Source organism: Staphylococcus sp. 231237_7MaSpsaltlick (assembly GCF_043107035.1).
In genome coordinates, this window is record NZ_JBICNX010000022.1 from 1 (window position 1) to 23,659 (window position 23,659).

Here is a 23,659-nt window from a genome sequence, read left to right on the forward strand (position 1 = left end):
ATCCTTGTTCGTTAAGTGCTTCTTTGAATAATCTGAAGCTTCTTTACCATATGGTTGAACCGGTGTATTTGGTTTAACTGTTTCTGGTGTATCTATTCCAATTAGTCGAATTTTAATATTCTGTTCTTGCTCATTACTACCTACCAATGTATCTCCATCCACTACTCGATCGACATGTACTTTTTCAGTTTTACTTGGACCTGAAGTTGTGTCTGAACCACTATTTTGAAATGGACCACTGTGATTAATAAATTGGAAAAATAAAACACCGATAACAATGACTATCGCAATAATACCGGTTAATGCTTTAGTTGATTTCATAGTTGCACCCACTTCTTAAACTTTGTCCAAATCATCATATATAATTTATTCAATACCGTCAAGAATCATTTTTATTATCTAAGGTGACTTTTAAAAATTCACCCCCTTGAAAGGAAATATTTCACAATTATATTAACAAAGTTATTTATTTAATTTAACTCAATGTCTATAACATGCTATAATACCCATGTTAGGAGTGAACGTATTTGAGTATGTTTAAAGAAAATATGATTTCTACAATCGCCATCATTGTAGCGATAATCATCGGACTTGTCTTACAATTTCAATTTGACTTACCTCCACTTGTTGCGGCTGTATTAGCAATTTTTATGGGCATTTTTGTAGGGTTTATTATCGTAATTATTCAAGGCATTGTGAATAAACGCAATAAAAAGTAAATACACAAGTATAAAACATGACACGAGTCTGGGACGTAAATTCTAGAAATAAAGCATTCAGCTGATTTAATTCATCTGAGTGCTTCTTTTTATTTTAAAATATTATATTGCTCACTTCCCTAGCGAGCTGGTTCAATCTCTGGCTCGACACGCATCATACTCCCTCATGTGTCTCGTAAAAATACGTCGAATCCATATAGCCATTTGTAAATTATTTAATACATCTTAAGAAGCGAATTTAACATGGTGCTTATGCATATAATCTTTAACATAACACAGCAAACCTAAACTAGGGTAATCTTCAGTGATTATTACCTCAAACGCTATATCTAGATATATTGATGAACTCATTGAAACAATCATTGAAGATGAATTCGATTCATCTTCAATGTATGATAGCTTTATCCATCCATTGCCTTATAATATTTAAAAATCGTCCCCAAATAGCACCTAAAATGCACCCAAACCACTCAATAAAATAAAAGTGGGTGCAAAAAAAGCAACCCTAATTATTCATAACGAATAACAGGATTGCTTATATACCTAGTGTTATACCCCTTTGTCTAGCACCTAGTATTGTTTAATATATTGTTCTCTTTCCCATTCAGATACTTGTGTTCTGTAGTAATCCCACTCGATAGATTTAGAATTAATAAATTGGTTATAAATGTGATTACCTAAAGCATCTTTAATTGGTTGATTTTCTTTCATTGCTTTAATTGCAGTGTATAATGTTGATGGTAAATCTTGAATACCTACTGCTTCACGTTCCTCACGATTCATTTCGTAGATATTTTGGTTAACTGGTTCTGGTACTTCTAATTTGTTTTCAATACCATCTAAACCAGCTTTTAAGATTGCAGCTAAAGCTAAGTATGGGTTCGCAGCTGGGTCAACTGAGCGTACTTCAACACGTGTAGATAAACCACGAGAAGATGGTACACGGATTAATGGTGAACGGTTTTTACCACTCCATGCAATGTAACATGGTGCTTCATAACCTGGCACTAAACGCTTATAAGAGTTAACTAATGGGTTACATACGCCAGTGAAACCACGTGCATTTTTAAGGATACCTGCAACAAAGTGGAATGCATCTTTTGTCATTTGCATATCACCATTAGGGTCGTAGAATGCATTTTCTTTACCTTTAAATAAAGATACGTTAAAGTGCATACCGCTACCGTTTACACCAAATAATGGTTTTGGCATGAATGTTGCATGTAAGTTATGTTGGCGAGCAATTGTTTTTACAACAAGTTTAAATGTTTGGATGTTATCACATGCTGTAATTGCATCAGCATATTTAAAGTCAATTTCATGTTGTCCTGGAGCAACTTCATGGTGACTTGCTTCGATATCAAAGCCCATGTCTTCTAATTCTAATACGATATCACGACGACAGTTCTCACCTAAATCAGTAGGTGCAAGGTCGAAGTATCCACCATCATCATTTAATTCTAATGTTGGTTCACCTTTTTCATCTAATTTGAATAAGAAGAATTCTGGTTCTGGCCCTAAATTAATATCTGTAAAGCCTAATTCTTCCATGTCTTTCAATACACGTTTCAAGTTAGCACGTGGGTCACCTTCGAATGGTGTACCGTCTGTTTTATATACATCACAAATTAGTCGAGCTACTTTACCTTGACCTGCAGTCCATGGGAAGATTACCCAAGTGTCTAAGTCAGGATATAAATACATATCTGATTCTTCGATACGTACGAAACCTTCGATTGAAGATCCGTCAAACATCATCTCGTTATCTAATACTTTTTCTAATTGACTAACAGGTACTTCAACGTTTTTGATTACACCTAAAATATCTGTGAATTGTAAACGTAAGTATCTTACATTTTCTTCCTTGGCAAACTTATGAATGTCTTCTTTAGTAAATGAACGTTTTGGCATTGTTAATGTCCTCCAGTAAAATTATTTGATAAAACGTGATAAATCCCCACGGTTTATCGGAATTGCTTCTCGTTGTGGTTTCTGTGTAGCATCAACTATCATTTGTTTTCTAGTTTCTTGTTCTTCATCAGAAAGGTGTGCTTGATCATCATGAATAATTTGTTTAATCCCTTTAATATTGAAGCCTTTTTCTATAAGACTTTTAATTTCAAGCAATCGTTCCAAATCATTCAATGAAAATAATCGCTTATTTCCTTCCGTACGTTGTGGTTTAATCAGTTCATGTGTTTCATAATAACGAATTTGTCTTGCGGTTAACTCGCTCAACTTCGTAACAACACTCATAGAGAAGACAGGCATATTACGTCGCAAAGTATCGTTTGACTTCAATCCAATCACCTCTATTTTTGAACTTGTTATTAATTTAGCACAATTATCAGACAAATTCAAAGATATGTCAGGTTTTCTTACATGATGTGCGAAACCCCGAAATGAATAGGTTTAAGTACTTCCATTAATCTATTGTTAATCATTTTTCCGAATATTCTTTAAAATTATTTTAAATTTTTTAAATACAACACTAAAAAAACGCTAAATGATTTCTTTCAAAGAATCATTTAACGTCTTGTATGATTTTTATAATTTAAATTAATTGATTCGCTTTTAATGATTGTGCAGCTCGTGTAACTGCTAATTTAACATGTTCATATGTTAATCCACCTTGAACATAGGCTTCGTATGGTGGTCTGATTGGTCCGTCTGCAGATAATTCAATTGAAGATCCCTGTATAAAAGTCCCCGCAGCCATAATTACATCATCTTCATAGCCAGGCATATAAGCAGGTTCAGGACTAAAGTGTGCATTGATTGGAGATGCATGTTGGATGCTTTGGCAAAACTGTATCATTTGTTCTTTTGTATCAAATTCGACAGTTTGAATCAAATCTGTTCTAGGTTCGTGAAAGGCAGGTTTTGTACGCATGTTTAACTTTTCTAGTAATAAACTAGTAAACAATGCGCCTTTTAAACTTTGACTCACTACATGAGGTGCTAAAAAGAATCCTTGATACATTTCTTGTAATGAATACAGCGAAGCGCCTGCCTCTTTACCTATACCTGGAGCAGTTAAACGATAGCCACAACGCTCAATTAAATCCTTTCGACCAGCAATATAACCACCGATTTTAGCAAGTCCACCACCTGGATTTTTAATTAATGAACCCGCTATTAAATCTGCACCACATTCAATTGGTTCCTTTAATTCTACAAACTCACCATAGCAGTTATCTACAAATATAATAATATCAGGATGCACGGATTTAATTGCTGAAATTGCACGTTCTATTGTAGCTAGATTAATGGATGGCCTTTGATCATATCCTTTAGAACGTTGGATAGCAACAACTTTAGTGTTCGGCTTGATTGCATGTAATACATGATCAATATCAATTTCATTTCCCTTTAAATCAACTTTGTTATAACTTACTCCATGCTCTTGTAAGCTTTCGATGCCATTGCCATTGATTCCAATGACTTCTAATAAAGTGTCATATGGATTACCGGTAATATATAATAACTCATCTCCATATTTCAATGTACTTTGTAAGGCCAAAGTAATGGCATGGGTACCGGAAATAATTTGGGGTCTTACCAAAGCGTCTTCAGCTTTAAAAGCATGTGCATAAATTTCTTCTAAATGATCTCTACCTATATCATCATATCCATAGCCAGTTGTGCCTTGCAAGTCACTTTCAGATGCTTTGACCGCATGAAAGGCATCTAAGACTTTCTCTTGGTTTAAATATGCTGTTTTTTCTATTTCTGTAAAATACGGATTTAACGTAGATTCCACTTCATCTATCAATTGTGTCATATCGTTCATTTATAATTACTTCCTTTATTCTTTTTTATAACCTTTAATCTCATATTTAGCAGTGTCTTCATTAAAGTTCAATTCAGTTACCAGTGTGTGTTGTTTTAGAAAGTACAAACGATGGGCATCTGTACTAGCAACTTGTTCCTCATAATAACTAAGTATCTGCTTAATTTGATCAAATAATAATTGTTTAACAGCATCAATATCATTGGAATATTGAGTTGATACATAAACGGAGGGTAAATTGGTTGTCGGTGCGATATCATGATTTAGATCTCTTTTATTAAATATAATAGCTTGTGGAATATGAGCCATATCTAAATCATCTACAATTTGATTCACAGTATCCATTTGACCACGATATTCTGGATGACTACTATCTACAACATGTAATAATAAATCGGCATCTTTCGCTTCTTCTAAAGTTGATTTAAATGCTGCAATCAGTGTAGTTGGTAGCTTTTGAATAAAGCCCACTGTATCTGAAATAATTAAATTAAAGCCGTTATTAATCTTTATTTGTCTTGTCTTAGGATCTAGTGTAGCGAATAATAAGTCTTTCTCATAAGTAGATTCATGTGCTAATTTATTAAACCACGAAGACTTTCCAGCATTAGTATATCCAACTAAAGCAACTTGAAATACTGCGTTCTGTTCACGTTTATTTCTATAGCGCTCCCGATGTTCAACTACAGTATTTAATTGATGTTTGATTTCATTCATACGTGTTCTAATATGACGTCTGTCCATTTCTAATTTTGTTTCACCAGGACCTCTTGTCCCAATTCCACCGCCCAATCTAGACAAACTACGGCCATGCCCTTGTAATCTAGGCATTAAATAATCCAACTGAGCTAATTCTACCTGTAGCTTACCTTCCTTGCTACGGGCTCTTAATGCAAATATCTCTAAAATTAATTGCGTTCGATCAATAATTTTCACATTAAGTTGACCATTTAATGATTTCGATTGCGCAGTAGTTAATTCATCATTTGTTACAACCACATCTATATCATGGAATTCTACATAATCCTTAATTTCTTCTAGTTTACCTTTACCAACATAGTATTTATGATCGAAATGCTGTTTATTTTGAGTGAATTGCGCTTGAACATCGAGTTGACATGTCTCAGATAAAGATGCTAATTCCTCCATCGTTGACGTGAAATTAAATTCATCATCTGTTTGAGCATGTACACCAACTAACACGGCAGTTTCTAATTGTTCTTCTGTCTTGTGTAACGATTGCTGTGTCATTACATGCACCTCTTTTCAAAGTTTTCTTTGCTATTCTATCATAGTGTGTATATAAAGACTATAGAGACAAATTGTGTTAAATTAAAACTAAGAGGTGAATAAATATGACGATTTACGATATAGAAGTACAAAAACCAAACGGCGAATCATATAAATTAGCAGATTATAAAGGCAAAGTGATGTTAATTGTAAACACTGCCAGTGAATGTGGATTTACGCCTCAATTTGAAGGTCTTGAAGCGTTGTATCAGAAGTACAACGACCAACCATTTGAAGTTCTTGGCTTTCCATGCAATCAATTTGGCGGACAAGAACCAGGCACAGGTGAAGAAGCAACACAATTTTGCAAAATCAACTATGGTGTGTCTTTCCCAATGCATGAAAAATTAGATGTTAAAGGTGAAAATCAACACCCATTATTTAAATATTTAACATCTGAACAGAATGGTTTTTTTAATGAAAAAATCAAATGGAATTTTACTAAGTTTTTAGTGGATAAAGAAGGTAATGTGGTTAAGCGATTTTCACCACAAAAGAAGCCAGACCAAATTGAGTCTGATATCGAAGCTTTATTATAAATTAAATAATCATTTGAGCAACACATCTCAAGCTAAGCATCGACAATTGCTATTTCATATAAAGCATTGTCGATGTTTTTAATGTTTTAGAGAAATGTGTTTTATCAATACTGTAGTAGTCAATGTGCAATGTACAATAAATCAGTTACTTAGTTCAATTTAATTACATAATCACTGTTCGTTTATCGATATTTATTCCAACATTGGTATTTCACGTAAGCGCAACACATTGGCATACATATACAGCGACAAAAAACTGCCGACAAGTTATTACTTTACCGACAGTTTAAAAGCTTATTCATTATGTATTGGATTTATTCCCTACATCATCTATTGAAAGATAACATCGGTCCAATCGGTTAAATCTTTAAATACTACTCTTCTGAATCATCAATTGTGAATGTACTAATTGCATGTTTATATATCATATGTTCTTTACCTTGAGATAATAAACATACAAGATATTTATCAAAATCAACAATCGTACCTTTCATTTGGAATCCATTTACTAAAAAAACAATAACTTTTGTTTCTTCAGCTTTAAATTGCCCTAGGAATTTGTCTTGGATGTTTTCTGTTGTATTCATGTTATGTACTCCTTTTATTTATTTGGGCTGAAACCTTTCGTAACATTGATGAAAGTGTGAGTGTTTCTTTGTCTAACCAGATGACATCTAGTTTATTTTTAAACCATGTCATTTGCCGCTTAGCATAATTTCTTGAGTGCTGCTTTAATTTTTCCGTGGCTAATTCTATCGTCATTTCATTATGTATAACTGGTACAATCTCTTTATAACCAATCGCTTGCATGCTTTGACATGATTCGTATCCCTGTTCGACAAGATACTTCACCTCATCTATTAACCCGCGTTCCAACATTATATCAACTCGGTTATTAATTCTATTATATAATGTTTGACGCGACATTTCTATCCCTAGTAATAATGTATCATAATTTTCTGTATATTGCGCATTTTTCTTACGTGAACTTAAAAGTTTTTTTGTTTTTTGGTAATATTCAATCGCTCTAACTACTCTTTTTCTATTATTTGGATGAATAGCTTTAGCAGATTCAGGATCAAATTCAGCTAAGTAGTCATGTAGTGCTTCATTTGACAGTGGCTCTAAACTTGCCATTTTTTCTTGTACACGCTTGTTATCTGTTTCTGAAATTGTTTCTTCATCTTCAAATGCATAGTTATGAATCAATGATTGAATATATAATCCCGTCCCCCCTGCGATAATTGGAGTCTTGCCACGTCCTGTAATTTCTGTAATTAATTTTTCAGCTCTGCTTTTAAACTCATATGCTGAAAATGCTTCATCTGGATTTAAAATGTCTATCATATGATGTGGGATGCCTTCCATTTCATCGCTTGATATTTTAGCAGTCCCGATATCCATATGTCTGTACACTTGCATTGAATCACCGCTAATAATTTCACCATTAAATTGCTTTGCCAATTCAATACTAAATTCAGTCTTACCAACTGCTGTTGGACCGACTAAAACGATGATAAATGGTTTAGTATTTACCACTGATATTCACTCTCTCTTTTTATTTTACTTTGTATTGTCATACTTTTTCAAAATCTGCTTTTCAATCCATTCATACATATGTTGCCATGTTTGTGTATAACCTTCTTCAAATAAAATTTCATGTCTCTTGAATTTATACAATTGGATTGTCACATGATTTAATCCGCCCTTTTTATAATATTTTCCTAACTGACGAATGCCTTCTCCGTAATTACCTAATGCATCCTCTTTGCCTGAGATTAATAACACTGGTAAATTTTGATTCATTTGCTTAATATTTTTTATTTTACTGGTGCGTCTTGCTTGTCGCATTGTATCATAAATAATTTGATTTGATACTAAATAGCCTGCATTAGGATCGTTATTATATGCTTCAACTTCTGAATCTGTACTTGAAATCCAATCAAATTCTGTTAGTTGCGCATCGATTTTCTTATTGAATGTACGATTCATTAAATTGTTTAACCACTTCAATTTACGTCGTTTACCACAAATAATCGTGATTAATTTTAATAATGAGGATAATAATAAACCCATCCCCTTATTATGCTGCAATGTTCCCGTTAGGATGAGCCCTTGTAATGACAAAGGGTACTTTTCGGAAAATACACGAGCCACAATCGATCCCATTGAATGACCAATAACAATATAAGGTATATTATTATAATTTGTACAAACAGTCTGAGCAATTTCATAAGCATCTTCTGCAAGCTGTTCAATTGAATCAAAATGTCCACGCTCATTATCTGCAATACTTATACCATGACCTCTATGGTTATGTCTGAGCACATCATAACCTTGTTGATTTAAAGAAGCGACTAAGCGGTCATATCTATCCATATGATCTGCCATACCATGAAACAAATGTATTACACCAATTGTTTGTTGCTTAGCTTTATCTAATTTCACATCAATCATTTTCCCGTCAGAAACTGTGATTTTAAATTCTTTTAAATTCATAATCTGCCTCCAAACCATGAAAGTTTTAAAATAGTCTTTACTAAATAATATACCCTCTTACGAAACCACTATCAAATAGCAAACAACATTATTATCATATTATATTTTGAGCATATCTACTTATAAGCTTTATTTAGTTAACATAATTTTTTTATTATCAACTCATATTTACAGCTATACAATTTATTATTTTCACTGTAGTTTAGAACAACACCAGCCTTGACTTTCGCAAATGATGATTTATAAATGAAAAACCATTAATGCATTTATCATAAATAACACAAGAGACCTACCAGAATTTCTATAATTCTGATAGGTCTCTCTTTAACTCAGTTATAAAACAATAGTGCTTTTATAAGAATGATAATACTTTATTATTCTTTTTCAGCTGGTTGTTCATTACCTGTTTGTGCTTCTTCTAAAGCAACATTCAATTCTTTAGTATAAAGTTGTTGTTGAACAGTAGAATAACCTAATAATCCAGCCATTACACTTATCACTTGGTCTTTATAATTAATAACGTCATCAATTTTGAAGTAAAGTTTACCAGTACGACGTACAAAGAAGTCAGTTGGACGATAAACCATTTCATTTTGAATTGAGTAGATTAACTCAGTATAAATATCTAATGGTAAACCTGATTCTTGGTATTGTGCTGTTTGTGCAATTTTAAATAATTCTTCAGCATTTGAACCGTATTTTGAAGCAAAGTGACGTGCAGTTGCTTCATCAATTTGGTAAGCTTTTGCTTCTTCTACCTTTTGATTAATAAAGTTTTCGAAGTTTTGACTACCACCAACATCTCCACCTGAGATTGTTAAGTTTTTAGTTGCACAAGGTTTGAATTTCAAACCGTATTCTGATTTCAAGCGTTTTGATAATAAGTCTACAATTTCAAGTGCCATGTGACGGTAACCAGTTAATTTACCACCAGCAATTGTTAATAGACCAGATTTACCTTCCCAAACTTCATCTTTTCTTGAAATTTCAGAAGGGTCTTTGCCTTCTTCTAAAATTAATGGACGAATACCTGCCCATGATGATTCAATATCTTCATCTTTAACATCTACATCTGGGAACATGTAGTTAATCGCATCGATTAAGTAATCTCTATCCTCTTGTGTTGCAAGTGGTGTTGTTTTGTCATTGTTGTAGAAAGTATCTGTAGTTCCTACATATGCTTTACCTTCACGTGGAATAGCAAAGATCATACGACCGTCTTTTTCAGTGTCGAAATACACTGCTTGACCTAATGGGAATTTAGATTGATCAATAACAATGTGTACACCTTTAGTTAAACGTAATTGTTTGTTATTTCTAGCGTAATCACCACTACGTACTTCATCAACCCATGGACCACTCGCATTAATCACTTTTTTAGCTTTAATTGGGTAAGTTTCACCAGTGATTTGATCCTCAACATGAATTCCATTTACTTTTTCATTTGAGTCATAAGTGAAATGTACAGATTTTGTATGATTAATAACTGTAGCACCTTTTTCAACGGCACGTTTCATAACTTCAATTGTTAAACGTGCATCATCTGTTCTATATTCAACATATGTGCCGCCACCTTTAAGACCATCTTTTTTAACAAGTGGTTCTTTTTCAAGTGTTTGTTTTGAATTTAACATTTTTTTACGTTCTGATTTTTTTACGCCTGCTAAAGTATCATACATTGTTAAACCGATTGAAGTTGTGAACTTACCGAATGTGCCACCTTTGTGCATTGGTAATAACATACGTTCTGGAGTTGTAACGTGTGGACCATTTTCGTAAACGATAGCACGTTCACGACCTGTTTCAGCAACAACGCCTACTTGTAATTGTTTTAAATAACGTAAACCACCATGTACTAATTTAGTTGAACGTGAGCTTGTACCTTGTGCAAAGTCTTGCATTTCAACAAGAGCTACTTTCATACCTCTTTCACTTGCGTCTAATGCTATACCTGCTCCTGTGATTCCGCCACCAATGATGACTACATCATAAGAGTCATTTTTTAAATCTTTTGTAATCTGTTCTCTTTTCAATGTTGATAAACTCATAAACCTAGCGCCTCCTATAGATAATAAAAAAAGAGAGACCTATCCCATACATATATAAATTGTACGAACAGAATCTCTCATTTCTCATCTTGATATTATTAACTTACCCACATTGTAGCATAAATAACTACAATACGTCTAATTTTTTATTCTTCATCTAATTTAAATACTTGAGTAGCTTCTACTGCTTTTTTCCAACCTTTGTAAAGTTTTTCTCTTTCTTTTTCTTCCATGTCTGGTTTGAATTCTTTTTCAAGTTTCCAACGATTTGCAATTTCGTCTTTACTATCCCAGAAACCTACAGCAAGTCCAGCTAAATAAGCAGCACCAAGTGCAGTTGTTTCATTAATTTCAGGACGTTCAACACCTACATTAAGTAAGTCAGATTGGAATTGCATGATGAAGTTATTTTTAACTGCGCCACCATCAACACGTAAATTGTTAACTTCTATATCTGAATCTTTTTCCATAGCTTCTAAAACATCACGTGTTTGATAGCAAAGAGATTCTAAAGTCGCACGAATAAAATGTTCTTTTTCAGTACCGCGTGTTAAACCAAAGATTGCACCACGTGCATCTGCATCCCAGTATGGTGTACCTAGACCAACGAATGCTGGTACTACATAGACACCTTCTGATGACTCTACACGTTCAGCATAGTTTTCTGATTGAGGTGCAGAATTTATCATTCTCAAACCATCTCTCAACCATTGAATCGCTGAACCAGAAACAAAGATTGATCCTTCTAAAGCATAATTCACCTTGCCATCTAAGCCATAAGCAATCGTTGTTAACAAACCACTTTCAGAAGCTACAGCTTCTTCACCTGTGTTCATTAACATGAAACCACCAGTTCCGTAAGTATTTTTTACATCACCACGGTTAAAGCAAGCTTGACCGAATAGTGCTGCTTGTTGGTCACCTGCAATACCAGCGATTGGAACTTCTTGACCGAAGAAGTGGTAATCAATTGTATTGGCATAAACATCACTTGAAGCTTTAACATCAGGTAACATTGATTCAGGAATTTCAAGAATTTCTAGCAATTCTTTATCCCATTCTAAATCATGAATATTATAAATTAATGTTCTGCTCGCATTTGTGTAATCTGTGATATGTGCTTTTCCACCAGATAATTTCCATACTAACCAAGAATCGATTGTACCGAATAATAAATCACCATTCTCTGCTTTATCTCTAGCACCTTCAACGTTATCTAAAATCCATTTAACTTTAGTTCCTGCAAAGTAAGGATCTAATAATAATCCCGTTTTCTCTCTGAATTTGCTTTCTAAACCTTGTTCTTTTAATTCTTGACAAATACCTTGCGTTTGGCGTGATTGCCAAACGATAGCGTGGTACACAGGGCGACCAGTATTTTTATCCCAAACTACTGTCGTTTCACGTTGGTTGGTAATACCAATACCAGCAATTTGATCTGCGCCAACATTTTGTTCGTTTAATACCTCTGCCATTACGGCTAATACAGATGTCCAAATCTCGTTAGCATCGTGTTCAACCCAACCAGATTTAGGAAAATGCTGTTTAAATTCTCTTTGTGCAACACCTTTAATTTCTCCATCTTTATTGAATAGAATTGCGCGTGAACTTGTAGTTCCTTGGTCAATTGATAAAATATATTTTTCCATAATGTAACGCTCCCTTGTTAATCTTTATTGTTGTCTGAATATATGCTAAATATGTTTATGACTTCATCTCAAAGTTACACATTATTACCCAATACCCACAACGGTTTAGCTCAAACTTTTAAAAATTTGCAACATAAGACCTGTCTATATCAATAAATATAAACAGGACAAATTTAAAACTTTTAATAAATAGATTCAATGCCTTTTGCATCTTTACCTTTATTTAATACTAGTCCAAGAACAATTGTAACAATTAATAAGACAATTGCAACAACAGACATCGCATCAAAAGCACCTTTATAGAATAATCTATAAATAACAGCACCCATCATACCACCAGTAATAGGACCAAGAACTGGTACAATTGCATATCCCCAATTTGATTTTCCTTTACCGGCAATTGGTAAAATTGCGTGCGCAATACGTGGACCTAGGTCACGAGCAGGGTTAATTGCATAACCTGTAGGACCACCTAAACTTAAACCGATAGCAATGATTAAGCCACCAACGATTAAAGGATTTAAACCGTCAGCTATTTTATTCATACCAATATATAATAATGCTAATGTTAAGATTGCTGTTCCGATAATTTCACTGATAAAGTTTGCTAAATAGTTCTTAATTGCAGGAGCAGTAGAAAATACGCCTAATTTAGCTCCTTTATCCTCAGTAACTTTCCAATGTGCTAAATAAGTTAACCAAACTAAAACGCCACCAAAAATACCACCTAGAATTTGACAAATGATATAACCTGGTACCATAGACCAACTTAAAGCGCCATCCATGGCAAATGCAAGTGTTACTGCTGGATTTAAGTGTGCACCAGAAATATTTCCAACTGCATAAGCACCCATCGTTACCGCAAGTCCCCAACCTGCAGCAATGACGATCCAATCAGCACCATTACCATTACTTCGCTTTAAGTTAACGTTTGCACAAACGCCACCCCCAAACAAGATTAGTATTGCTGTTCCCAAAAATTCAGCAAAATATACATTCATTGAGATTCCTCCTAAAAAAGACAAAGAGACTTCTACAATAGTTTCCAGTTGTGAACCACCGGTCTAAGTACTGTAGAAATCTCCCATCTCTGTTCTAATTATTAACTTAACTTTATATTACACTTATTTTGTAAGCGTTGTCAACTAAATTTTGTAACTAATTTGACACAATTAGTTAAGGGATACAGTAGACTCCAATAATTTAAATATTTTGTTTTTGCAATCGATTTCACTATACAATCCATAGGGTAGTATCATTTTCGGTTCATTATGGCCAAATGATAAATTGTATAATATTGGAATATCTTGATTATTACTTTGTTTGATTCGTTTAATAAACGCATTTTTATAACATTCATAATTGCGATTGAGATATGGTTTACCTATTATAATTCCTTCAATGGCTACAAGCACCTCATCGGTAAGTATTACGTTTAATGCTTTAGTTATCACTTCAAGTGACGGCTCTATTTCAGATGTTTCAAGAAATAAAATTGTACCCTTTAGTCGTTCTACAATTGGGTAAATATCGTCATTCACCACTTTTAATAAAGTTTCTAAATTGCCGCCAAATAATTTACCTCTTGCTGTGCCGTTACCGTTTAACACTTCATAATTATGATTCGGCATTATCCCCCTTCGCATTTTGCCCTTAGCACTTCCCCAATCACCACTGTTCGTTCTAATGTATTTTGCTGGATAAATATTGTGTGAATCATGCGTTTCAAACCAACAGTGTTTGATATGTTGAATTGTATATTCATCCATCGTTCCATTTTCGGCAAAGTCTGTTAGAAGTGCTGGACCGTAATAACTCACTATACCCATTTTATAGAATAATAAATGCAGTGAAGTTGTATCAGAATAGCCACTAAATATCTTAGGATATTTTTTTATATTTTGACTATTAATAAATGGAATTATCGTATGTGCATCATCCCCACCAATACAATTAATAATACCTTTGATTTCAGGATCAACCAATGCCTCATTTAAATCTGCAGCTCGGGCTTCAGGATGTTCTTTTAAATATCGACTACCTTTCAGCGCATTAGGCATCACTTTAACTTGCAAGCCAAATATTTGTTTTAAGTTATTTATACCCTGTAAGGTTCTCCAAATATATTGATGATCCCCCGCTATACCTGATGACAATGAGACAATTGCAACCGTATCACCTGATTTAAGTCGTGATGGTTTAATCATATAATCACCTCCACTTTTAATTTAATTACTAATTTAAAAACGGTTATAGCGATAATAATTGCATAATTACAATATTATTGCTATAACCGTCAACTTAATTCTTATATAATTTTTTTAATATATCTATAACTACCATAAATCTCTATCACTCGTTGTAATATATTTAGCACCGTGCTCCACTGCAACATTAACCTCATCTACATCGTTAATTAATCCACCCGCAATGACTTGTGTATTCGTTTCTTCGTTAATAATTTGAATTGCTTTGGTGGCAACTCCAGGTAAGACCTCAACATAATCAGGTTCAACGCGCTTAATCAAATCAATACTTCTCGATAATGCTTGACTATCTAGTATAAACACTCTAAATACAGTTGTAGTATTTAATGCTTTGGCCTTATTAATTACCTTTGTCTTGGTAGATACAATACCTTTCGGATGATAATGCTGGATTAAATATTCACATGCAAATTCATCATGACTCATACCTTTGATTAAATCAATATGGATATAAGTTTCAATTTTATTCTTTTTCAATAGATCCATAATACTCTTCAAATGACCAATATGCGTATCTAACAATACACATTCTTTATAATCTGTTTTTGTCAGCTTTTCTAAATCTTTCATCGAACGAATTGCTGGTAAAATATGTGGTTTCAAGCCACTAACCTCCTACATAATCCTTTTGAATAATCGTTCTATTTCATAGTTTGAAAAATTAATAATAATCGGGCGTCCATGTGGACAAGTAAATGGATCTTCTGTTTCTCTAAGTTGGTTAACTAAATCTGCCATTTCATTATTTTTTAAGTAATGATTTGCTTTGATTGATTTTTTACAACTCATCATGATGGCTGCTTCTTCACGTATTTTTTTCACTGAAACTGTTTTATGCTCTAATACATATTCAATCATATCTTTTATAATTTCTTCTGCTTCTTCTGGTGGGAACCAAACAGGATAACTATCAACAATATAATCATGGCCTCCGAAAGGTTCGAGGTGGACGCCTACTTTCTCTAGTTCATCTTTATGTTGATCAATAATCATTAGTTCATCTTTTGAAAAATGGAAAGTTAATGGAATCAGTAAGTTTTGAACTTCATTTGTCACTTCTCCAATTTTATCTCTAAAATATTCGTATTTAATACGTTCTTGTGCAGCATGTTGATCTATCATAAACATACCATTTTCATTTTGAGCAATAATATATGTCCCATGTACCTGACCAACAATTTCCATGTATGGAACACGACGACTTGGTGTCTCACTAACACTCCCTTTTATATCCTGATGTTCTTCAGCAGTTGTAGTACTTTCTCTATATGTTTGCTGTTCTGTATCTGAATAATCAACAGCCTTCTCCTCATCTGTATTATCCATTGCATTGAGCACATCTCTTTGACTTCGAATATAATCTGAATCTACGATATCTTCGGCATGATTATAACTGTCATACTGAGCATATCCTGATTGATACTGTTGCTGTCCAATCATTGAATCATTATTGTGCGTAGAATATAAATCATCTTTTGTTATTGCTTGCTCATCATGTTCAATATTTGCTGTGCTCTGTTGATCTACAATTGATTCATCTGGGTGTGATTGGGTGTGATTTTCATTGCCACTGACATTCGTAGTAGACTGTGGATTGTTTGTAAGATGGCGTTGTTGTCTTTGTTCAAAATCCATTTTTTGTTGTTCAAACTGACTTAATACCTTATTTTTTTTAGTGAATTTCGTCATATCGTTTTTCGGTATTAAAATGCGATCCTTAAATGCCTCTCGTATCTTTTCAACAATGAGTGCATACAATTGATCCTCTTTAGATAATCTTACCTCTAATTTTGTCGGATGCACGTTAACATCAACTAAAATAGGATCCATTTCAATGTTAATGTAACAGATAGGATAACGGCCAATTGTTAAAAGCGTGTGATATCCTTCTACAATTGCTTTATTTAATAAAAAATTCTTTATATACCTTCCGTTTATAAAAATGGAAATATAGTGTTTATTACTTCTAGAATGTTCTGGTTTAGCTACAAATCCTTCAATATGATAATCACTCGTATCCCCGGTAATTTGAACCAAATCTTTGGCAACTTTCATACCATAGATTTCAGCCATGACTTCATTTGTTCTTCCAGAACCATTAGTTTTAATAATCGTCTTGCCGTCTGATACTAATGAAATTCTAATATCAGGGTGACTCATTGCCATTCTATTTACGATATCAGTAATTTTACCTAGCTCTGTATATAAACTTTTAATATATTTTAAACGTGCCGGCGTATTATAGAAAAGTGATTCAACTAAAATATCAGTACCTCGTTTTGCTTTTGCAGGTTTCTGTTCTAAGATGGCTCCATTTTCAACATAAATTTCCTGACCTTCTGCATTATCGGTACATGATTTTAACGTTACTTTCGCAACAGAGGATATACTTGCTAATGCCTCACCTCTAAATCCTAATGTACGTATATGGAATAAATCTTCATCGTCGTCTAATTTACTCGTAGCATGACGATGAAATACTAAATCGAAATCATCTGCCTCAATACCAGTACCATTGTCTACTACTCGAATTGAAGCGACTCCAGATTGCTCAACTTCAATATTGATTTCAGTCGCTTGGGCATCGATTGCATTTTCAAGTAATTCCTTTACAACAGAACCTGGTCGTTCTACCACTTCTCCGGCTGCAATTTTATTTGCTAACGATGTCTGTAATTCCTTAATTTTACCCATTTGACTTCACCTCTACTTTAACTGTTTTTGTAATTCACTTAGTTTAACTAAAGCGTCAATAGGCGTCATATTTGATAAGTTTAGTGCTTTTATCTCTTGTTCAATCTCACTTTGTTCAACTGGTGCATCAAATAGTTCAAATGCCGCCTGTTCAAATTGTTGTGTGGCATCAGCTTTATTATCTCTCGCTATGTCATCCTCTGGGTGTTGCTTCGACACATTTGTTTCGAAAATAGCGTGAGATTGATCTGATGACACAGTTTCCATTGAATCTTGATTTGTCGCATCATCTGCGCTTTGTGAAGATTCATCTGACACTTCCACCTTATTCACTACAACTTGGTTATCGTGCAGTTGGTCACTTTTTTCAAATGCATCTAAAATAACTTGCGCCCTAGAAATTACTGCATCTGGTAGATTAGCCAATTTAGCAACTTGAATACCATAACTATCGTCTACAGCACCTTCTTTAACTTTATGTAAGAAGATTAACTCACCTTTATATTCATTGGCAGCTACATGCACATTTTTCAAACAAGGTAAAGTTTGATCAAGCGCAGTTAATTCATGATAATGCGTCGAGAATAATGTTTTTGCATGTGAGGTATTTGCCACATATTCAATCATAGCTTGTGCTAATGCTAAACCATCATAAGTTGATGTTCCACGACCAATTTCATCAAAAATAATTAAACTATCTGCTGTTGCATGAGCTAAAGCTTTTTGTGCTTCTAACATTTCTACCATAAAGGTACTTTTCCCAGAAACCAAATCATCTGCTGCACCAATTCGAGTAAATATTTGGTCGAAAATAGGTAGGACAGCTTGATCACAAGGTACATAAGCACCCATTTGTGCCATTATACTTATAATTGCTACTTGTCGCATATAGGTCGATTTACCGGACATATTTGGTCCAGTAATTAAATATATATACGCCGCTTCATTTAATTCACAATCATTTGGTACATAATCATTATAATCCATAACACGTTCCACAACTGGATGACGTGAATTTGTTAATTCAAGTGTCTTATCTTCACTAAAGTGCGGTCGAGTATAGTTATATTTTTGGGCAATTTCTGCAAAGCTTTGGAGACAATCAATTTCTGAAATGATTTTAGCTTGACGTTGTAATCTTTCAGTATAACGTTTCACTTGTTCTCTTAATTGCACAAATAATTGATACTCTAATTCAATTGCTTTATCTTCTGCCCCTAGAATAATATCTTCTTTTTCTTTCAATTCGTCAGTAATAAAACGCTCTGCATTAGATAAGGTTTGTTTGCGTTGATAGCCGAAAGCATTAGGATCAAAACCTTGTAAATTGGCACGTGTAATTTCTATGAAATAACCAAAAACTTTATTGAAACTTATTTTTAGTGATTTAATTCCAGTACGTTGTCTTTCTTTAGTTTGTAATTCAGCTAACCATGTTTTACCATTTTTTGACGCTGATTGATAACTATCTAAATCTTGATTAAAACCTGCTTTAAATAACCCACCATCTTTGATAGAAATAGGTGGTTCTTCTACAAGACTATCATCGAGTAATGCCAGCAATTCATCTAGTGGTTCTAAAGCTTGGAATTGTGTGGCTAAGTTATCATTTAAACCAGTTATTAATGTTTTGATATTAGGTATTTCAGAAATAGAATGTTTGAGTTGAATTAAATCACGTGCATTTACATTGCCATAGCTCACGCGGCCTACTAATCGTTCTATATCATAGACTTGATTCAAATAATTTCTGAGTGTATCACGTTCGATAAAATGATTGATAAATTGTTCAACGATATTCAATCTATTTTCAATGTTTTGTTGATGAATTAAAGGTCTATCTATCCATTGCTTTAATCTTCGTGCTCCCATTGGCGTCTTTGTTTCATCCATTAACCATAGTAACGTTCCTTTTTTGGATTTCAATCTAATGCTTTCTGTTAACTCAAGGTTTCTTTTAGCATAAAAATCCATTTTCATAAAATCTACGGCTTCATACTTAATGACTGTCTCAATATGGGATAAATCTCTTTTTTGTGTATGGTGAATATAGTCTAGCAATAATTGTGTAGCATTAAACAAATGTCGTTCTGTCATTTCATTAACAGCATACTGTGCATCAGAAATTGCTTCTCTTAATGTAATTGTTTCCGTTGTCAAGCTGATTTGGCGACGTAATTCTGGATCCAGTTTTTGATTTACAACAATCTCATTAGGATTAATAGTCGTAATTTCATTGATTAATGTTGCTTCGTCTTCAAAGTGTGTAACTTTTAGTTCCCCAGTTGAAACATCACAATAGCTTAATGCATAGATGCCTTCTAGTTTAATAAAGCTCAAAATATAATTATTTTGCTTTTCATCTACTCCGCCTTGATCCATAACCGTACCGGGCGTCACGATGCGTACTACATCACGGTGAACCATGCCCTTTGTCTGCTTAGGATCTTCCATTTGTTCACAAATAGCGACTTTATAACCATTATTTATTAAAGTTTCGATATAACCATCAGCAGAATGATATGGTACACCACACATTGGAATCGGATTCTCTTTTTTAGCATCGCGTTTAGTTAATGTTATTTCTAATACTCTAGACGCTTCTTTTGCGTCTTCAAAGAACATTTCATAGAAATCGCCTAATCTAAAAAATAATAAACAATCTTGATATTCAGATTTTATTTTCAAATATTGTTGCATCATTGGCGTTTGGTTCGTCATATTGTTACTTCACTATCCTTCTACAAATTCTTTTGTTTGTTCATTTTATTGTTATACGCATAAAACACTTCACATTGTTCAACTATAGAACTAAATATGAATGTCAGTACAATTGCGTTTACTCACTTGTGGACAATAGCTATATATGATTTTTAGCTATATTTCTAACGTACTTTATTTATCCTTTTAACTCTTAAATTTTAACATAACTTTTATTACTACGCTCATTTAATAAAAAATGGTTGCATTCACATAATTATGAAATTTTAAATTATGGCTTTCCAGCTAGACAATATAAAAAAGATTGAGATAAAATAACGTTTATGTCCACTTCAAGCGTCCAAAAATACAGATACTTAAAGTGAAAAACACAGTTATTTTAAATCTCAATCTTAGTTAATCTTTATTGAAAAATTTCTTTAATATCCCTTTTTTCTTTAAAATCATTAAAATGATATAACTGATAATTGCACCAATTATACTAGATACTAAAAACATAAGCATCAATGGTTTAACTGCAAAATCAGCAAATCCTAAAATAGCTGCTAGTGGAATACACATTACACTACCAATGATTCCAGTACCAATTACTTCACCCACCGCAGCCATAAAGATATGTTTACGATAATGATAAAAGGCACTAGCAAGCAATACACCAACCATACTTCCAGGAAAGGCAAAGAAACTACCTGTACCAAAAATAATGCGAATTACTGATGAAATAAAGGCTTGTGCTAAACCAAACCATGGTCCTACTAATACTGCACATAACACGTTTACTAAATGTTGTATTGGCGCTGCCTTTACCGGCCCCAAAGGAATGACAATAATACTACTTAATACGACATTGAGCGCAATTAATATAGCAGTTAACGTCAATTTTTGTGTCTTCATTCATCGCTCCCCTTTCCTGAAAAATACAATTACGTATTGTTATTGTCTTCGTTATGTTCATTTAGTCGATCTGACATTGTACTGATTAACATTTGTAGTAAATCATTCGCCTCTGCTTGAGACTCTTTAAATTCTTCAACAATTGGCAAAATGTTAATATTTTGTTCAATTTCTTGAATCTTTCCTTCAGATTGTTTCAATGCTTCCGTCTTTCCATAATTTTGTAAATTGACAGATTGTTTTTGATTCTTTTTTAAATCTTTCATTTTCTGTTCAATTTGTTTATTATTATGAATTTGTTGCTCTACACGATGATATTCCTTTACGATATCTAAGTCTTTAATATGCTCACTTATTCTATCAGCTTCAGCTAAAATTTCATCTTTATTATACATTAAGGTGTCACCACAGCTTTTCCACTTTCACGAATAAATGTACCATTCAGTGAATACTGCTTCGCTTCATCGATTTGAACTTCAACTATTTTACCTATCATGTCCTTTGGCGCTTTAAAGTTAACTAATTTATTCTTAGCAGTATAACCTGCTAATACAGTATCATCCTTTTTACTTGCACCTTCACACAATACCTCTACTGTTTGGCCTTCGTATGGTTTCATTGCCGCTTCAGAATACTGTGATACTTTCTGATTTAAACGTTGTAGTCTATCTTTCTTTACATCCATCGGTACATTATCTTGCATTTTAGCAGCAGGTGTACCATCTCTTTGTGAATAAATATAAGTATACGCGTGCTCAAATTCAACTTCATCATATAATGTTAATGTTTCTTCAAATTGAGCTTCTGTTTCGTTTGGATAACCCACGATAATATCTGTAGTTAATGCTACATTTGGTATCTGTGTTTTAATTCTATCGACTAAATCTAAATAACTTTCACGTGTGTATTTACGTCCCATTATTTTCAACACTGCATTATTTCCTGATTGCACTGGTAAATGAATATGTGGCACGATGTTACCACCATTTGCAATAACTTCAATCATACGATCTGTAAAATCCCACGGATGACTCGTAGTAAATCTTACTCGTGGAATATCAATACGTGAAATATCCTCTAGTAAATCCCCTAATCCATATTCTAAGCCATCAATGTCCTTACCATATGAGTTTACATTCTGACCTAGTAGCGTGATTTCTTGATAACCTTCTCGTGCAAGACCACGCACTTCTTCGATAATATCTTCGGGTCTTCTACTACGCTCTTTACCTCGCGTAAATGGCACTATACAATATGTACAAAATTTATCACAGCCATACATGATATTAACCCATGCCTTAATATTACCTTCACGTACTTTCGGTAGATTTTCAATGACATCGCCTTCTTTAGACCATACTTCTACCACCATTGCTTTCGATAAATATGCTTCCTCTAATATTTCAGGTAAGCGATGAATATTATGGGTACCAAAAATCATATCTACATTTTGATATGACTTCAATATTTTATTCACTACTGATTCTTCTTGTGACATACAGCCACAAACACCAATTACCGTTTCAGGCTTTTCCTTTTTCAAATGCTTTAAGTTTCCGATTTCGCTAAACACTCTATTTTCAGCATTTTCACGAATAGCACAAGTATTTATTAAAATCACATCTGCTTTATTAATATCTTCGATTGGTTTATAACCCAATGCCTCTAAAATACCCGCCATAACCTCTGTATCATGTGCGTTCATTTGGCAACCATATGTTTTAATCAAGAATGTCTTTCCTTGACCCATATTGCGATATTTTTCATCTATTTGAAAGTCTCTATTATAATTAATTTCTTCTTTCCCACGTTTACGTGCCTCTTTTAAACTTGGCGGCTGATATACATGCTCGAAATACTTACTATAGTCTTTAGCTTTTTTATCACGTTCAGCTAAAATATCTATCGAAGTACTTTTTCTTTGTTCTTCATTCACTTTACAAAATCCTCTCTATATCATATAAACTAAGAACAAAATTAAAATTAACCAACAATGCTACTCATTGCATTACCGTTCTAAGTTCAATATATAATCATCTCTTCATTATATTAAATTTAGCACTAAAGTGCAAAATGCCGTTTAAGATAACAAACCGATCCAACAACATTAAGTTGAATCGGTTAAGCACTATAATTCATCATATTTACCAGTTAAAGTTTCAATCGTTATACCTTCTGGAACATGATAAAATTTAACCTGACAAATGGTGCTAGGTACTTCTAATTCGACCATACGTTCATTTAACTTTTGAATTAAAATGAGGCACTCATTCATCTCGCCTTGTACTGTTGTTTCTAAAGGTCCTACACGATATGCTAACCCAGAATCATCAATCACTTTAATCGCTTCATCAACATATGGAATCACGTCTTCACCGTTTGGTGTCTTTGGAATAATTTGAACGCTCATTAATGTATCATGCATATCTATCACTAGCCCTTCATTCGGAATATCAATTCATTTTATTTTAACAAATTATTCATCAAATAAATAGTAATCGTTAGCTTTTTCAACTGACATATTCACAGTATACATTTGAATGATG

Annotated in this window: 22 protein-coding genes; 3 read left to right on the forward strand and 19 right to left on the reverse strand. The window is 33.4% G+C overall.

All coding sequences use genetic code 11. The annotated features are described in order from the left end of the window. Positions 1 to 321 (reverse strand): thermonuclease family protein (locus ACF91D_RS24675; protein ID WP_392437872.1); only part of this gene is annotated, 321 nt, incomplete at its 3' end. A 206-nt stretch (positions 322 to 527) separates the two neighbouring features. On the opposite strand from ACF91D_RS24675, the gene ACF91D_RS24680 reads away from it, so the two are divergent. Together ACF91D_RS24680 and ACF91D_RS24685 are read left to right on the forward strand one after the other, a co-directional pair. Then, positions 528 to 719: a hypothetical protein gene (locus ACF91D_RS24680; protein ID WP_042738800.1), complete on the forward strand. Its 192-nt coding sequence runs from the start codon at positions 528 to 530 to the stop codon at positions 717 to 719. Positions 720 to 1,023: 304 nt separating this feature from the next. Further along, positions 1,024 to 1,149 (forward strand): hypothetical protein, encoded by a 126-nt coding sequence (locus ACF91D_RS24685; RefSeq protein ID WP_257044019.1) that lies wholly within the window; start codon positions 1,024 to 1,026, stop codon positions 1,147 to 1,149. Positions 1,150 to 1,289: 140 nt separating this feature from the next. On the opposite strand, the gene glnA is transcribed toward ACF91D_RS24685, so the two are convergent. The 4 genes from glnA to hflX all read right to left on the reverse strand — a co-directional run bounded on the left by glnA (position 1,290) and on the right by hflX (position 5,763). Beyond that, a complete protein-coding gene (glnA, locus tag ACF91D_RS24690) occupies positions 1,290 to 2,630 on the reverse strand; it encodes a type I glutamate--ammonia ligase (RefSeq protein WP_042738801.1) in 1,341 nt (446 codons plus the stop codon). A gap of 21 nt (positions 2,631 to 2,651) precedes the next feature. After that, entirely contained in the window at positions 2,652 to 3,020 is a 369-nt protein-coding gene (locus tag ACF91D_RS24695; RefSeq protein WP_162846345.1) for a MerR family transcriptional regulator, read from the reverse strand. A gap of 253 nt (positions 3,021 to 3,273) precedes the next feature. Further along, positions 3,274 to 4,512, reverse strand: a complete 1,239-nt coding sequence (locus ACF91D_RS24700) for a methionine gamma-lyase family protein (RefSeq protein WP_107526704.1) — start codon at positions 4,510 to 4,512, stop codon at positions 3,274 to 3,276. A 15-nt stretch (positions 4,513 to 4,527) separates the two neighbouring features. Continuing rightward, positions 4,528 to 5,763, reverse strand: a complete 1,236-nt coding sequence (gene hflX, locus ACF91D_RS24705) for a GTPase HflX (protein ID WP_107526705.1) — start codon at positions 5,761 to 5,763, stop codon at positions 4,528 to 4,530. Positions 5,764 to 5,867: 104 nt separating this feature from the next. Here hflX and ACF91D_RS24710 point away from each other — a divergent pair, with 104 nt between their 5' ends. Beyond that, entirely contained in the window at positions 5,868 to 6,341 is a 474-nt protein-coding gene (locus tag ACF91D_RS24710) for a glutathione peroxidase (RefSeq protein ID WP_042738804.1), read from the forward strand. Positions 6,342 to 6,715: 374 nt separating this feature from the next. Here ACF91D_RS24710 and hfq read toward each other — a convergent pair whose 3' ends face one another. The 14 genes from hfq to ACF91D_RS24780 form a co-directional block, all read right to left on the reverse strand. Continuing rightward, positions 6,716 to 6,928: an RNA chaperone Hfq gene (gene hfq / locus ACF91D_RS24715; protein WP_042738805.1), complete on the reverse strand. Its 213-nt coding sequence runs from the start codon at positions 6,926 to 6,928 to the stop codon at positions 6,716 to 6,718. A gap of 1 nt (position 6,929) precedes the next feature. Continuing rightward, on the reverse strand, positions 6,930 to 7,886 hold the full coding sequence (gene miaA / locus ACF91D_RS24720) for a tRNA (adenosine(37)-N6)-dimethylallyltransferase MiaA (protein WP_198643847.1): 957 nt from the start codon (positions 7,884 to 7,886) through the stop codon (positions 6,930 to 6,932). Positions 7,887 to 7,904: 18 nt separating this feature from the next. After that, positions 7,905 to 8,840 carry an alpha/beta fold hydrolase gene (locus ACF91D_RS24725; RefSeq protein WP_107526708.1) on the reverse strand — a complete coding sequence of 312 codons (936 nt, stop codon included), beginning with the start codon at positions 8,838 to 8,840 and terminating at the stop codon, positions 7,905 to 7,907. A 374-nt stretch (positions 8,841 to 9,214) separates the two neighbouring features. After that, complete coding sequence (locus ACF91D_RS24730; protein ID WP_042738808.1) at positions 9,215 to 10,888, reverse strand: glycerol-3-phosphate dehydrogenase/oxidase; 1,674 nt, start codon at positions 10,886 to 10,888, stop codon at positions 9,215 to 9,217. Between the two features lie 146 nt (positions 10,889 to 11,034). Next, positions 11,035 to 12,537, reverse strand: coding sequence for a glycerol kinase GlpK (gene glpK, locus ACF91D_RS24735; RefSeq protein ID WP_042738809.1), 1,503 nt, complete (start codon positions 12,535 to 12,537; stop codon positions 11,035 to 11,037). A 182-nt stretch (positions 12,538 to 12,719) separates the two neighbouring features. Further along, positions 12,720 to 13,538, reverse strand: coding sequence for an MIP/aquaporin family protein (locus ACF91D_RS24740; RefSeq protein ID WP_042738810.1), 819 nt, complete (start codon positions 13,536 to 13,538; stop codon positions 12,720 to 12,722). Between the two features lie 171 nt (positions 13,539 to 13,709). After that, a complete protein-coding gene (locus ACF91D_RS24745; RefSeq protein WP_107526710.1) occupies positions 13,710 to 14,744 on the reverse strand; it encodes a S66 family peptidase in 1,035 nt (344 codons plus the stop codon). A 129-nt stretch (positions 14,745 to 14,873) separates the two neighbouring features. Next, the gene (locus ACF91D_RS24750; RefSeq protein ID WP_042738812.1) at positions 14,874 to 15,407 is read right to left on the reverse strand and encodes a glycerol-3-phosphate responsive antiterminator; all 534 of its coding nucleotides are present in this window, start codon (positions 15,405 to 15,407) and stop codon (positions 14,874 to 14,876) included. A gap of 12 nt (positions 15,408 to 15,419) precedes the next feature. Next, positions 15,420 to 17,498 carry a DNA mismatch repair endonuclease MutL gene (gene mutL, locus ACF91D_RS24755; RefSeq protein ID WP_107526711.1) on the reverse strand — a complete coding sequence of 693 codons (2,079 nt, stop codon included), beginning with the start codon at positions 17,496 to 17,498 and terminating at the stop codon, positions 15,420 to 15,422. 12 nt (positions 17,499 to 17,510) lie between these two features. Further along, complete coding sequence (gene mutS, locus ACF91D_RS24760; RefSeq protein WP_107526712.1) at positions 17,511 to 20,219, reverse strand: DNA mismatch repair protein MutS; 2,709 nt, start codon at positions 20,217 to 20,219, stop codon at positions 17,511 to 17,513. Between the two features lie 396 nt (positions 20,220 to 20,615). Next, complete coding sequence (gene thiW / locus ACF91D_RS24765) at positions 20,616 to 21,113, reverse strand: energy coupling factor transporter S component ThiW (protein WP_042738815.1); 498 nt, start codon at positions 21,111 to 21,113, stop codon at positions 20,616 to 20,618. Positions 21,114 to 21,142: 29 nt separating this feature from the next. Then, positions 21,143 to 21,508 carry a YlbF/YmcA family competence regulator gene (locus ACF91D_RS24770; RefSeq protein ID WP_042738816.1) on the reverse strand — a complete coding sequence of 122 codons (366 nt, stop codon included), beginning with the start codon at positions 21,506 to 21,508 and terminating at the stop codon, positions 21,143 to 21,145. Continuing rightward, on the reverse strand, positions 21,508 to 23,049 hold the full coding sequence (gene miaB / locus ACF91D_RS24775; protein WP_042738817.1) for a tRNA (N6-isopentenyl adenosine(37)-C2)-methylthiotransferase MiaB: 1,542 nt from the start codon (positions 23,047 to 23,049) through the stop codon (positions 21,508 to 21,510). The genes ACF91D_RS24770 and miaB overlap by 1 nt, the downstream gene beginning before the upstream one ends. 192 nt (positions 23,050 to 23,241) lie before the next feature. After that, positions 23,242 to 23,538: a thiamine-binding protein gene (locus ACF91D_RS24780; RefSeq protein ID WP_042738818.1), complete on the reverse strand. Its 297-nt coding sequence runs from the start codon at positions 23,536 to 23,538 to the stop codon at positions 23,242 to 23,244. Between the last annotated feature and the right edge of the window lie 121 nt (positions 23,539 to 23,659).

Bases quoted from the DNA above. Each gene is read 5' to 3' on its own strand.
- glnA (WP_042738801.1), bottom strand. From the start codon at position 2,630: ATGCCAAAACGTTCATTTACTAAAGAAGACATTCATAAGTTTGCCAAG.
- ACF91D_RS24700 (WP_107526704.1), bottom strand. From the start codon at position 4,512: ATGAACGATATGACACAATTGATAGATGAAGTGGAATCTACGTTAAAT.
- hflX (WP_107526705.1), bottom strand. From the start codon at position 5,763: ATGACACAGCAATCGTTACACAAGACAGAAGAACAATTAGAAACTGCC.
- ACF91D_RS24710 (WP_042738804.1), top strand. From the start codon at position 5,868: ATGACGATTTACGATATAGAAGTACAAAAACCAAACGGCGAATCATAT.
- hfq (WP_042738805.1), bottom strand. From the start codon at position 6,928: ATGAATACAACAGAAAACATCCAAGACAAATTCCTAGGGCAATTTAAA.
- ACF91D_RS24725 (WP_107526708.1), bottom strand. From the start codon at position 8,840: ATGAATTTAAAAGAATTTAAAATCACAGTTTCTGACGGGAAAATGATT.
- ACF91D_RS24730 (WP_042738808.1), bottom strand. From the start codon at position 10,888: ATGAGTTTATCAACATTGAAAAGAGAACAGATTACAAAAGATTTAAAA.
- glpK (WP_042738809.1), bottom strand. From the start codon at position 12,537: ATGGAAAAATATATTTTATCAATTGACCAAGGAACTACAAGTTCACGC.
- ACF91D_RS24740 (WP_042738810.1), bottom strand. From the start codon at position 13,538: ATGAATGTATATTTTGCTGAATTTTTGGGAACAGCAATACTAATCTTG.
- ACF91D_RS24745 (WP_107526710.1), bottom strand. From the start codon at position 14,744: ATGATTAAACCATCACGACTTAAATCAGGTGATACGGTTGCAATTGTC.
- mutL (WP_107526711.1), bottom strand. From the start codon at position 17,498: ATGGGTAAAATTAAGGAATTACAGACATCGTTAGCAAATAAAATTGCA.
- mutS (WP_107526712.1), bottom strand. From the start codon at position 20,219: ATGACGAACCAAACGCCAATGATGCAACAATATTTGAAAATAAAATCT.
- thiW (WP_042738815.1), bottom strand. From the start codon at position 21,113: ATGAAGACACAAAAATTGACGTTAACTGCTATATTAATTGCGCTCAAT.
- ACF91D_RS24770 (WP_042738816.1), bottom strand. From the start codon at position 21,508: ATGTATAATAAAGATGAAATTTTAGCTGAAGCTGATAGAATAAGTGAG.
- ACF91D_RS24780 (WP_042738818.1), bottom strand. From the start codon at position 23,538: ATGCATGATACATTAATGAGCGTTCAAATTATTCCAAAGACACCAAAC.